Below are 13,143 nucleotides of genomic sequence, written 5' to 3' on the forward strand. Positions count from 1 at the left end.
TAAAAACGTGCATAGGAAGGTTATTCTAATCAAGGAAACAGCCGGAAAGGAGAAGCGTATGACACATAACATTTGGAAATATCTGGGCGGATTAGGGTTCATTGCCATCACCTTAAATCTTTGCAGTCAGCAATCCTTTCAAGATGGAAATGCCCCCGAAAGTAGCACTGGCACCACTTTTACCAGAGGAAATGTAATTAAAGCTCCTCCATTACCTACTTCTATGACGTTTGCCGGGGAACCGGTACCCTTAGACGTGCCCGATGTGGCCGAGCGATTAGACCGTGAATTGCTGGTAAACTCCTATTTGCAGGCGACCACCCTCATTGGCCTGAAACGGATGCAACGGTACCAGCCCGAGATTGAACGCCTGCTGGAGGAAAATGACATCCCCGCCGATTTTGTGTACTTGTCCTTAGCCGAGAGTCTGTTTAGCCAGGTGACGTCACCGGCCGGGGCCTCGGGGTTCTGGCAACTCATGCCCGATACCGCCCGTGGGTACGGCTTGCTGGTGAACGCCGAAGTAGACGAGCGTTTCCATGTAAAGAAATCTACATTGGCTGCTGTTAGGTATTTGAAATCAGCCAAGAAGAAATTCGGCTCTTGGACCAATGCCGCCGCCGCCTATAACCGAGGAGTAGGGGGGATAGACCGGGCTTTGGAACAGCAGAAGGTAAGCTCCTACTATGATTTGTACCTGAACGACGAAACCTCCCGGTACATGTTCCGCATCTTGGCGCTGAAAGAAGTGTTGGGCAATCCGCAGAAGTATGGCTTTGACCTGCCCAAAGAGCAGGGGTATGATCCGCTTCCTACCCGTTCCTTAACGGTGACTTCTACCATTCCTGATCTGGCCCAATATGCTGTAGACCAGGGCACCAATTACAAAACCTTGCGCCTCTACAATCCCTGGATCAAGAGTTTCAAGCTGACCGTTGCCCCCGGCAAACAATTTGTATTGGAGTTGCCTAAGTAAAAGAAGGGCTTCACTTTCTGGAGGATCAAACAACGTTCCTAGAAAATCTGTAAATTACCAAAAGGAGGGAAGCAAATCCATTCTCAACGTACTCCCTTGCGGGATAGGCTGCCTTGGTGTATCTTAGAGGCGCCTACCTTTGAGTGTAGGTCTAGGTAGTCCATTTTAAAATGACTTTATGGTTGAAAGCAGGTTTGGTGGAGTAGCAGAAGAGAAGCTGATTGAAGCCATCAGGAAGGGGAAACAAGAAGCCTTTGGGCTTTTGTATGATACCTACGCCCCCGTGTTGATGGGAATGATTTCCCGGATGGTACCTCAAACAGAATTAGCCGAGGAGGTGCTGAAAGAAACGTTTCTCACCATCTGGTCTCGAATTAACATCTTTGACCCTTCCCAAAACCGGTTTCTTACCTGGAGCTTGGCGCTAGCCCGAGGGATTGCCTTGGAAGCCCAGAAAAATGCGAAATACCTTCAACTGAACGCCAAGGGTAAACCTGATTCCACTATTCAAGACGAAGAGGCAAAGGAAACCTTGTTAAAGGATGCCCGAACGAAGGAGGCATTTTGCCAACTAGAGCCTCAGGAACGTGCCATCTTAGATCTGATTTACCTCAAAGGGTACAGTTGCTTACAGGCCTCCCAAGCCTTAGGTATATCTGAAGAGCAACTTAAAAGCCGTTTAAAAATGGCCTTCAAACACATAGCAGCCGAGAAAACCGCATGACCCCCATCACTGACTACATAGAATCCGGGATTTTAGAGCTGTTTGTCATGGGCGTTACCTCCCCGCAGGAAACAGAGGAGGTAGAACAGATGGCCGCTGCTCACCCAGAGATCAAACAAGAAATTGAACAGATACGCCGGAGCATTGAGGCATATGCGATTGCGCATGCTGTTGAGCCCAAAAGCACGGTTAAGCCACTGGTGTTGGCCACCATAGATTATATGGTTCGGTTACAGAACGGCGAGCCAGTCTCTTCCCCGCCCAACCTTTCGCCAGAATCCAAAGTAGAGGACTATGCCGACTGGCTAAATCGGGCAGACCTGCAGCGCCCTCCCCAGGCAGATGAAATCTTTGTCAAGATCATAGGCTATACGCCTAGTGCCACCACTGCCATTGCCTGGCTCACGGACGTTGCTCCAGAAGAAATGCACCATGACGAATTAGAGATGTTTTTAATTGTGGAAGGCACTTGCACTATCACAGTAGAAGACACTCCCAACCATTTAGCTGCTGGTGATTTCTTCTCTATCCCCCTGCACAAACGGCATATGGTAAAAGTGACTTCTGAAGTGCCGTGCAAGGTGATTCTGCAGCGTTTGGCAGCTTAGTGCTTAATACTTGTCGTTTATTAACAGGAAGTTTGTAGCTAACAAGATTGTAGATCCTTTATTAAAGGAAGTACTAGTGATCTTCTATACTCACAATTACTTCCTTTTGATTTCTTATTATAAAAAAAGGCCTTCGTAGTACAACTACAAAGGCCTTTTTTTGCTTATAGACTAAACCTCTGAATAAATACTTAATAGTAAGTATTGAAGGTGAAATATAGTTATTTTAGTTTAGTAACGAAGGAAGTATAAAAAAACTATTCCAATATATTCATTCTAAACAGTTAAACTTGATATAAAATAGTATCTCTTTAATAATCCTCAAGGATAAACGCCCGACTCTTTTACAGTCATATATGGCTAATAACCTATCCCAAGTTTTTCTTCTTCACGTTTCAGAAGCTTAGTCTAAGAAGCTCTGCATACTACTTGTTTACATTTTAAAGTATCAATAAAATATTTGACTTAATATTTTATGATTGTAGCTGACATGCTGAGCAATATACTCAGTTGGACCAATCATCACATTCAGTACTTAACAAAAAGAGTAGAGGTACTGGTTTCTTATAATTCCTTGTTGCAATCTTTAATTGAAGCCGAACAGAGACGTTATAACGCCGAATTGAAAACAGTGCAATTAGAAAATGAATTGCAGGTGCAACGTGAAAAGTTAGGACGGGACTTACATGATGGTTTTGGTTCTCAACTTACTCACCTTATCTCTCGATTAGAATTGCTTGCCTACCATAAGGGTCATAATTCTGATCAACTTCTCCGCTTAAGTGAGTTCACCCGTGAGATGAATCATACACTTCGGCAGACTATCTGGCTACTTGACCAGGAACAAATTACCGGAGAAGCGTTAGGTGAGCGTATACATGGGTTATTGCTGAAAGTATGGGAAGATCGAGAAGTGCCCAACCTTAAATGGCTGTTCCATGATTCACAGGATAAATCTGAGGTTCAGCCTTTAATTGCAATGCACTTATTACGCATCGCTCAGGAAGGCACAAACAATGCATTAAAATATGCACATGCATCTCAGGTAAGTGTAACATTAGAGATCTCCCAAATTGATGCATCACTCACCATTAGTGATAATGGACAAGGACTACCTGCTGTATCCTCTACAAATGGTTTTGGAATTAGTAACATGCGTAAACGAGTCGAGGAAATTAGAGGAATTTTCTTTCTAGAATCATCTGCTTCAGGTACCTACATTAAAGTAGTACTCCCATTGAATGCATAAAAATACGTCATTTGCCGTATTTACAAGCTGCATTTTATGCTATACCTTTCAATTATGAAGCAAAGCCTATTTCTACTTTGATGAAAAAAATAACAGTTGGAATAGTGGAAGATAATGCCCGTCTGGGTGAAGACATCCGTGATAAGCTAGCATTAAGCGAAGAAATAGAAGTATTATTTGAGGTTCGTAATGGGAATATTTTACTCCAAAATTTATCTTCTGGTCCTATCCCTAGAGTATTGCTTATGGATATAAATATGCCAGAAGTAGATGGTATAGAAGCTACTTGGCAAACGAAAAAGCTTTACCCAGATTTAAAAATAGTTATACTTACCATAATGGACGATGAGCAAAAGTTATTTGAGGCATTGAAAGCTGGTGCTTCAGGCTATTTGCTAAAGGATGTCAAACCACATCAGTTACTTAACGCTATTTACGAAGTTATTGAAGGTGGTCTGCCACTTTCTCCTTCACTGGCGAATATGGTATTAGGATTTTTAAGGAAAGAGAAAGTACCACCTGAACAATCGACGGCAGTCTTAGATGTATTAAGCAAAAGAGAAAAAGAAGTATTAGAATGTTTAAAGAGAGGATTAGCGGTAAAGCAAATTTCTGAGGAGTTGTTTATTGCTGATAAAACTGTTAGAAAACACTTGGAGCATATTTATGAGAAATTGCAAGTTAATTCTGCTAATGGGGCAATAATTAAAGGATTAAGATAACTATGTTCAGGATAGTTTATGAGCGCTCTCAAAATGGGTTTACTTGCTCAATTAAACTATCAATTTTTGTTTCACTAAAATGAAGATGGCATGTTAGTTAAAGCTTCAAGTTTCAAAACTTTACATTGTTATAAATCTTTTTGTAAGGTTCCGCCATCTCCTAAGCTCCTGTTACAGCTATATGTAAGGTATAAAGGATTGAAAGAGGAGGGGCGATTGCCTAAAAAATTGACCTTCGACGAGTTTTTCTATGTCTGGAGCGCAAGTAGACGAAGTCAAAACTTTGGTGGTTTGGATGATGGTAAAATATCAAGTACTCCAAGTAAAGACTTGCAATTAATAGACCGCCCAAAAAAGCCTTTAGAAGGAGTAATAAAAACTATCGTGTTGCTGGTAGATTTTGAAGATAGACCACATAGTTCTAATAGACCTGCTTCCTATTTTAAAGAAATGCTTTTTGGTGATTTGGATGTTTTTCCTACAGGTAGTATGGCAGAATACTATAGGCGGATTAGTAATTATAACACTAGTGGGGGTAGCACAGGAATTGACATTCAAGGTGAAGTTCACGGTTGGATAAGACTTCCACAGACAAGTAACTACTATACTGCAGATGCATCAGGTATGGGTGAATATCCTAATAATGCTCAAGGAATGGCAGAAGATGCTGTAAAAGCAGCATTAGCACAAGGTATTGATTTCGATGGATATGATGCATTAGGCGAAGGCTTTGTTACGGCGCTTTTTATTATTCATTCTGGAAGAGGAGCAGAGGAGTCAGGTGGTACTGATGATTTCTGGAGCTTGAAATGGGTACTAAATAAAGATGTTCAAATTAGTAATAAATTATCCATAAAAACTTTTCTAACTGTTCCTGAAGATTGCCAGATGGGAGTTTGTGCGCATGAATGGGGGCACTTAGCGGCTCGTTGGGCAGATTTTTATGATACTGGCAGAAATCAGAATTTTAAATCAAATGGGTTAGGTAATTATTGTCTTATGGCTTCTGGATCATGGAATAATAGCGGTATTACTCCATGTTTGCCTAATGGAATACTGCGTATGTTCCATGGCTGGATAGCCCCTAAAATAATAACAAAAAGCACAAAGAATATAGTTTTGGAACCTGCATCTGAAGGCGGCGGAATTGTAATTATCAGAAATAAAGCTTTGATGATGGAAGGGCAGTATGTTTTTGTGGAATACCGACGTCGGAGTAAGCAAGATACCTTTCTGCCTGATGAAGGCTTAGCAATTTATACAGTTGATGAAAATATAGATAATGTTAATGATGAAGATTTCTTGGCTGTAGAAATTATACAAGCAGATAACCAGCGAGACCTAGCAAAGATATTTGGTCAAGGGAACAGAGGAGATGGTGAAGATCTTTATCCAAGTGTTATCAATGGAAAGGAAAATAGATTATTGGGAGAGAATACAGAACCTCCGTTAAATTTAAATGGACAATGGACAGGAATTACAATTGACGTTAAAGGAAAGCCAGGCGACCCTAACATGGTGATTGATGTCGAAATTGGTTCTGCGGTAACTGCTTAATTTACATACTTTTAATAAAATAATAAAGTCTTGAATGGATTCCAAAGAGAGGGTGTACCTGTTGCACCAAATGAAAGCATTATTCAAGGACTTCTAGCAGAGATTAAAAAAGGACCGGAAGGTATTGGATTCGTTTGGGTAATAAAATTAGAAAAGTCTGAAAGTGTTGCTGGTTTAAGAAATATGGCTAAGACTTTGGAGGGTAAAGAGATTACAATACTTATACATCCAGGATTGAAGAAGATTTTAAAAGTAAATGATTCTATTCAGGCTCACATTTTTTTTCAAGGTGGCGAGAGTGGCGGAGCTTACTTCCTTATTGATGATAAAGTGGAAAAACTTTGATTCATGTCATTCTGGCGATTACAAGTGCTGCCTTTAAACAAATTTTTATTGATAATAGGTGCTACCTAAAAATATTTTACCATGAGCAAGATAATTGAATATTACTTACCAGAAAAAGTTTTTAAGCTTACGGTTAAATACTTAGTTAAGCAGGAATTAACTTATAATTCAGATAATGAATTAATCAGAGTTAAAGCAGTTGATTGCTACATTAATGATGATGTTGTTTTGGAGCAATTGTTAGTTCCGGACTATAAGCAAAAATTTGAATTAGATTACAGCGAATTTACATCTTGGATACATCAAATAAATTTTGAGGTTGTGTTTGATGACAATAGTGCAGGAATATTACAATCCTTAAATATGGAAAGCACTCCAGTACTTAAAGACATTATATCTGGAGCTGTTGATGTTGCCTCCTCTTTGGTAAGGCTTGGTACTGGTATGTTTTTAACGCCATCAACCAACGATCCTGTAGAAAAAGTGGAAATACGGGAAAGAACTATTAATGAAACATATCTCATCATTATCAAGGAAGAAAACTTTGATGGAGTTAAGTACTTAATTAACCCAGAGAAGCCTACAATAGACGATACCTTCAACACCAATAAAATACCTCAAATAGAATTTAGTGTTGAACCATCTAAGCTTAGGATAAACCACACTGTCAATGATAGAGATGCATCAAAAAACAAAATATTTTACAGGGAGCCTGTATTAAGTAGAGTTAAAATTTCAATTAAAAATAATGGTTCAATTGCAGAGCAGGTAGTAATAGATGATTTTATCTATCTTCCTCAGATTGGGGAACTAAAAAATATCCAATTAACTGCCGGTAATTTCTTCAACAAGACAGGTAATATAGTGAACTTTAATAAAAATACAGGTGGGCTTCAAAAGTTTAGTTTGACAAATGAAAGTAAAATGAAAGAAACATTGGAAAGTTCAAATACTTCTGTTAAGGCTATAAATACTCTGATTGGAGATATTGATAAAAATAAAAAAACTAAATCAGATTCTCTTGAAAAAGAGAGGAAAAAGGAATTAGACGAAAAAAAAGCAGCCTTAAAAGCTGAACAGGATAAAGAATTGGAAACTCTTAAAAGAGAAAAGGAGATATTAAAATTAAAATCTGAGCTTAAGAAGCTAAAGGAAGAATAATGAATGAGCCTATATTCTTTTTAAGTTCAACAAAGTTTATATAAATAATTACGTTTTAGCGAAATAAAATCATGGCAAAGAAAGAAAAGAAAGGTAAAACTATCGAAGAAGCTCAAGCAGAAATTAGGAAAGTCTTGGACAAACTTAAACCTTTAAAAATTACCGTTAAAGATGTGAACTTTATAATTAAAGCTATCAGAAATGTAGAGACAGGGAATGAAATAGTCAATAAGGATGGATTAGAATTAAGCACCCAGATAAAGAAAGCAAGCAATTTTGAAGAGGATCCTAATTCAATACCTTATTTAGTTAAGCTTTCAGTTCTTAAGTCTGCAGGAAGAACTAATAAACCACAAGATCTTCAAGATGACACTACCTTAACAGATTTATTGATACGACCAGAGCAATTTGTATTATTAAGAGCATATTTAGTTGAAGTAATTAAACATTTTGAACCTGGAGGTACAATTAATATAACTGAAATAGAAGGTTGTGAAACAGTTGGCGATCTTGTAGAACTTGTTACAGGTAAAATAGAATAAAAGCTACTGAAATTATGAAGAGATACATATTCTTAATATGCTGTATAATAATTCCATTATTAACATTTTCACAAGACACTTTAAGTGTAAAGAGTCAGGGTACACAAAAGACTGAAAAGGTTCCTTGGCTCAAGAACCTAAAAATCAGGCAATCTTTTAACGATGATGAAAGTAAGCAGAACCCTGCCATACTTACCTTAACTGTACCTAAAGATATGAGTTCATCTTATTTAATTGATTTAGGACTAGGTTATACCCTCCCAAGAATTGATCCAACTGGATTAAAAACTGGATACTTAATTACAGAATTACATCGCACTAATCTTACTGATTCTGAAGTTAATAATTTTCAGATTGGATATAAGCATAGATGGATATTTAAAGCTCCCAAAGTTGGCTTGCCTAAACCAGGTCCAATAATTGATGATTATTCAACACCTACTTTAAATACTACTTTTAAATACCGAAGAGATAAGATTGAGGGTTCAAGTGGACTAGCTTCTACTTTTATGCTAACTTACTTTAGGCAAGGTTCCGGCTATCGCAACTGGATCAGTTCGACTAAGTTTAGCCCATCAGGCAGATTCCATTCCTTCATTAGCCCAGAAGCGGGAATTGAGATGCAGCATAATTTTGATGCAGATAGTACAAAATATAAAGGATTTGTGGGTCGGACAGTTGGTAAACTGGTTTTTGGGTTTGGTGCTAGTAGACCAGATCCAGATGATCCCGTGCTGCCTAATGGGTTATGGCTTTTTAATGTCGATGCGACAATGAGGTATGATTTGATAGGAGAAAGTTATACTGATAAAAGATGGCATCCATTTATTAGAACTAGCTTAGATTTCTTCATTCTATATAAACCTGTTAAACTTATAATAGGAGGAAGCCATGTTTATGGAGACAATCCAGTCGAAGGCTTTAGAGAGTTTAAATTTAAACCTCAAAACTTCTGGTTAATCGCGTTTAAAGTTCAAAAATAAGAATATTTCTTCTTTTTTGTTTAGTTAGTTGGGGTTCCTGAAATATGAAATAGTAAGAAAAATAAAATTTCTTTATGCCACCTTAACTAAATAGTTAAATTATTATATATTATAGCAATGGCTGCACCTGACTTACCCAATTTATTAAAAAATCAACTCGCTTCTGAAGGAGTAAGAGCCCATCACCATTATTGGCACTTTGTAAGAAACAAAGAAGCTTGGAATGAACTAGAAAAGGAAGTTCAGCAATCTTTTATTGATGCTGATTGGCAAGCTCCTAGGTTTGAAAATGAATTTGGGGCAGGAATTGATTTTTTGGTGATGCATCGCGAAATGATTAAAATGGTAGATGATATTTTAAGTCATGCCAATGATCCGTTCTGGGAGAAAGTGGAAGGGTGGGATCCTATACCATGGACAGATAATGATTCCTTATGGCCTGTTCCCAACTGGAATAATCCGGAGCCGCCAGCTGCATGGGCTAGAACTACAGAAGCGATAAACCAGATGCAATCCATTGTAAATAGGGTATCTGATCCCGTTTGGTTAAAAACGCAAACAATTGATCAGTTAGGTACCACCTTAGAGTTCTCCGTTCATGCCTGGATGCACCTAAGATGGAGCGGGCCGCCACCAACTGATTTAAATTCAACGGATATTACAAACGATTGGCTGTATATCCCATGGTCTAGTCATGTTAATAAACATTTCTGGAAACTGCATGGGTGGATTGATAACCAAATTACTCTATGGGAAAAAGCAAATGGTAAAAAAGCTGATTTATCCGACGGATGGAGTGGACCACCTATGCCAGATGCGGGTGGGCATCATCATGGTCCGCACCTTCATACAGCAGATGCATCTTTAATGAAAAAACTCCCCTCTCTTAAAGATAAGCCTTTACCTATGCTTCCAAAGGATAGAGTAATCGAAGGAGTCCTGAAGAGTGTAAATGTAAATTAAAGAATCTGTTTTGTGAATAAGAATTTCGCATAGTGTTTGGTATTATTTATAAGTTTTTAAGTATGAATGAATATAAAAACAATGAGCAAGATTCAGAAGGAAAATGCGCTGGATGGGCAGCCTGGCATAACTTTATGCCCGGGAGTGTACCCGCTCTCCATGTAAAAGGTAGTTGTGAATTCCGAACAGATGGGTATTCTGTTGAATTAAGGCCAATGATTTCGCAAGGAATAAACCCATTAATCTACCTCTTGGAACGTATTGTTTATCCACCAAATGGGCCTGTTAACGAAGTGATTACTACAGAAGAGGTTCATTATGTTGAAGAAACTAGTAAAAAGTACACTCATGTGCAAATTTACCCATCAGATGAGCTTATTGAAGTAAGCGCAGTTGTTTGATTTTTAAATCTCTTGTATGTTATATTAAATTCAATTATGGAATCAATAACTTATGCAATTCGGAATAATTTGAATAAAAATACAAAGAAGGGGTATGTCCAGCTATTGCCAACCAGAAGTGAAATATTTAATATAATAAGGAATAATACACCAGCTCAAAAGATTTCTGATTTTGGGTTTGTTTTAAAGTTTGAAACAGGATTAAAACCTAATGAAGAAACTACAATTATTATCAATTTTACAGGCGAAGTACCAAGATTAGATTACGTAGATTATCAGGAGGATACAAAGAAAGTTAATTCCGAGGTTTTTACATTAGACAGAATAACGCCTGTAAGTTTTGATTCAGATGAGGTTTATAATAACCAAATTAAAAGGTCAAAATTTATAGAAGGAATACAGGATCCAATTATAAAAAATGCTCATGAGTTTTTCGCCTTTTATGATAACCAAACTCTACCTCCACTTGTAGATAGAAATCCTGATATTCCAACTTTAGAAAAGCAAAAACGCAATCAAATTATTATGAGCACAGTTGGAGTTTTAACAAATAGGGTGCTAATCAGGGGGCAGTTTGCGATAAATTTTAAAATTCCTCCAATTAATAAAATGCCCAGTGTTCAAAAAGAATGGGTTATTTATCTTTCAGACTTACAAAAGATGATTTATAACAAATTTTTTGTAAAAAATGAACATTTGGATATTGAAGAAATAGGAAATTCGTTTGACTTATTTGCCAATGGGGAACTGCGATTAATTGAATCAGGGATTAGGAATGGAGAGCCAGATAGCGCCTTCGAATTTTCTTTTGCAGAATGGGCCTTGGTAGCAATTGAAAATGGAATTGACGTTGATTTCTGGAAAGATATTGTGCCAAAGCTTGTTAAATCTCAAGTTATTTTCATGAATGTTTATAAACCTAATAAACAAGGGCCATATAGATATAATGATTATACATCAGCCAACTTTAGAGAAGACAAAAAAGTAACTGATGATTTTAAGAAAAAACTTAGCGCCCAATATGCTAACTTATCTTTCGATGAGTTAGTCCTTGAGATGGGTAACAATGCCTTTGAGGCATTTAGGGCCAATTATGGAGTTACTTAAATCGTGTTTTAGTACGATTCTCGTCCTGATCTGCATATACGTGGTAAGAAAGCTGGCGTTAAAAATCATTCACTTGAAACTGACAAACTTGTAAATGAAGGGAATTCCAACAATGATAGATTTTGCTTTGGTTAAAAGTTCTTCAGGTATTTTGCTCAATGGCATTTCTTAAATGGGTTTCTTATCGTCTTAAATCCATTTAATTAACCTTGAAGAAAAACTTAAGAGCTTTTAACCTCAAGGAAAGACTTGTACAATTATAAATAAACAAAAAGAGGATTATATGGTTATTAAAAAAGCTATTAGTAGCGAAAAGCTTCCCGAATACCATGAAGGCCAGCTCATTGTAAAAATGCGCAACATGGCGCCTCATGCTGGAATGCTAGCCGCAAATTCTACTGCCGCCAGTCCATTAGCCACTTCGGGAATGTCAGCGCTTTCATTTTTTGAAAGAGGAGGTCTGATTAAGCGCATTATTCCATTATCTGCGCCAGCTGAAGCGGAAGATGTGTCAGCCGGAGCTATGGCTTTCGGCGAAAGCCGTAGTGCGCTTTCCATGCTTGCTACGTCATCTTCTCCTAAGGCAAATGATCCTAACGAGGGAGTTAGCATCATTGAACTTCAACGAGACCGTGACGTTTCTGATTTGCAAATTGCCCTAGCGCAAGATCCAAATATCGAATTTGTCTCTCGTGTTCCCGTACGTTATTTACACGCAGCCAGTAAAAGAGGAACAACAATAAAAGACACTGAGGTCGATAAGGATTTAACTGAAGCTGCTGATTCAGGAGGAGGTGCAGGAATTATGGCTACTCCACCTTCGGCTTCTACAATGTGGAATTTGCAGAAAATATTATGGCAACAGGCAAGAGCTTTGCCCAATTTTAGAGACGCCAACAACATCAAAGTTGCTGTTCTGGACACCGGAATCGAGCATACGCATCCAGATTTGAACGGGCGGGTTACCCGCTACCTATTTAATTACACCGGAATTCCCAGCGCATCCGGAAACCGTGATATCATTGGGCATGGAACACATGTGGCAGGTACCATTGCCGCCCTCTTCGGTAATACTTTCGGTATTAACGGTATTTGCAATTGTCAGCTTCAGGCATATAAAATTTTTGATGATACGCCGGATTATGATTTTCAACGACAGGAATTTGTCTATTATGTTAATCCGGCGATGTATCACCGTGCTCTCGCCGAGTGTATTCAACAGAGAGTAGATGTCGTCAACTTAAGCATTGGCGGGGGCGGAGCCCCGAGTCCGCAGGAGAGAACTTTGTTCAATACGCTATTGGCAAACGGAACGACTATAGTTGCTTCAATGGGTAATGAGCGACAGTTTGGCAATCCGGTTTCGTATCCGGCTGCGATTTCAGGGGTGATTGCTGTCGGAGCGACAAACCTGGATGATACTGTAGCTAATTTTTCAAACCGCGGAAATCACATCTCTATAGCGGCTCCCGGCGTTGCCATTTGGTCAACTTTGCCCACATATCCCGGTCAATTTGGTTTTTCAGCAGTCATCGGCCCCAACGGTCAGCCGGTAATTGGAGCTCCGCAAATACGTGAAACGGATTACCATGCGTGGGATGGAACCTCAATGGCATCGCCACATGTGGCGGCTGCAGCCGCATTACTGTTAGCTAATAAAGGAAAAATGAGTCCCGCTAGCGTTCGTACGAGGTTAATGCAGTCCGCTGATCAAGTGGTTGGAATGGGTGGACTTAATCATCATCCTGATTTTGGAGCAGGAAGACTTAACCTATTACGACTTTTGCAGTAAGGTAAAGATTGAA

The 13,143-nt window shown here is 38.6% G+C and carries 14 protein-coding genes; all 14 read left to right on the forward strand.

The features are described 5' to 3' along the window. Positions 1–58: 58 nt before the first annotated feature. The 14 genes from ACW9SV_RS18130 (at position 59) to ACW9SV_RS18195 (ending at position 13,130) form a co-directional block, all read left to right on the forward strand. Entirely contained in the window at positions 59–976 is a 918-nt protein-coding gene (locus tag ACW9SV_RS18130) for a lytic transglycosylase domain-containing protein (protein ID WP_479558178.1), read from the forward strand. A gap of 178 nt (positions 977–1,154) precedes the next feature. Then, positions 1,155–1,700, forward strand: a complete 546-nt coding sequence (locus tag ACW9SV_RS18135; protein ID WP_479558179.1) for an RNA polymerase sigma factor — start codon at positions 1,155–1,157, stop codon at positions 1,698–1,700. Further along, the gene (locus ACW9SV_RS18140; protein WP_479558180.1) at positions 1,697–2,308 is read left to right on the forward strand and encodes a cupin domain-containing protein; all 612 of its coding nucleotides are present in this window, start codon (positions 1,697–1,699) and stop codon (positions 2,306–2,308) included. Before ACW9SV_RS18135 ends, ACW9SV_RS18140 begins: the two co-directional genes overlap by 4 nt. A 475-nt stretch (positions 2,309–2,783) precedes the next feature. Beyond that, positions 2,784–3,557 (forward strand): sensor histidine kinase, encoded by a 774-nt coding sequence (locus ACW9SV_RS18145; protein ID WP_479558181.1) that lies wholly within the window; start codon positions 2,784–2,786, stop codon positions 3,555–3,557. 11 nt (positions 3,558–3,568) lie between these two features. After that, entirely contained in the window at positions 3,569–4,279 is a 711-nt protein-coding gene (locus ACW9SV_RS18150; protein ID WP_479558182.1) for a response regulator, read from the forward strand. 90 nt (positions 4,280–4,369) lie between these two features. After that, positions 4,370–5,836, forward strand: a complete 1,467-nt coding sequence (locus ACW9SV_RS18155; protein WP_479558183.1) for a M6 family metalloprotease domain-containing protein — start codon at positions 4,370–4,372, stop codon at positions 5,834–5,836. Between the two features lie 30 nt (positions 5,837–5,866). Continuing rightward, positions 5,867–6,181 (forward strand): hypothetical protein, encoded by a 315-nt coding sequence (locus tag ACW9SV_RS18160; protein ID WP_479558184.1) that lies wholly within the window; start codon positions 5,867–5,869, stop codon positions 6,179–6,181. 81 nt (positions 6,182–6,262) lie between these two features. Continuing rightward, positions 6,263–7,342: a hypothetical protein gene (locus tag ACW9SV_RS18165; protein ID WP_479558185.1), complete on the forward strand. Its 1,080-nt coding sequence runs from the start codon at positions 6,263–6,265 to the stop codon at positions 7,340–7,342. 71 nt (positions 7,343–7,413) lie between these two features. Beyond that, positions 7,414–7,884 carry a hypothetical protein gene (locus ACW9SV_RS18170; RefSeq protein ID WP_479558186.1) on the forward strand — a complete coding sequence of 157 codons (471 nt, stop codon included), beginning with the start codon at positions 7,414–7,416 and terminating at the stop codon, positions 7,882–7,884. Between the two features lie 14 nt (positions 7,885–7,898). Further along, positions 7,899–8,867, forward strand: coding sequence for a hypothetical protein (locus tag ACW9SV_RS18175; RefSeq protein ID WP_479558187.1), 969 nt, complete (start codon positions 7,899–7,901; stop codon positions 8,865–8,867). Positions 8,868–8,984: 117 nt separating this feature from the next. Continuing rightward, positions 8,985–9,830 (forward strand): hypothetical protein, encoded by an 846-nt coding sequence (locus tag ACW9SV_RS18180; RefSeq protein ID WP_479558188.1) that lies wholly within the window; start codon positions 8,985–8,987, stop codon positions 9,828–9,830. 62 nt (positions 9,831–9,892) lie between these two features. After that, positions 9,893–10,231, forward strand: a complete 339-nt coding sequence (locus ACW9SV_RS18185; protein WP_479558189.1) for a hypothetical protein — start codon at positions 9,893–9,895, stop codon at positions 10,229–10,231. Positions 10,232–10,267: 36 nt separating this feature from the next. Further along, positions 10,268–11,338 carry a hypothetical protein gene (locus ACW9SV_RS18190; protein ID WP_479558190.1) on the forward strand — a complete coding sequence of 357 codons (1,071 nt, stop codon included), beginning with the start codon at positions 10,268–10,270 and terminating at the stop codon, positions 11,336–11,338. 283 nt (positions 11,339–11,621) lie between these two features. Then, complete coding sequence (locus ACW9SV_RS18195) at positions 11,622–13,130, forward strand: S8 family peptidase (protein WP_479558191.1); 1,509 nt, start codon at positions 11,622–11,624, stop codon at positions 13,128–13,130. Positions 13,131–13,143: the final 13 nt, after the last annotated feature.

Source organism: Rufibacter sp. JT20002, from assembly GCF_056491185.1.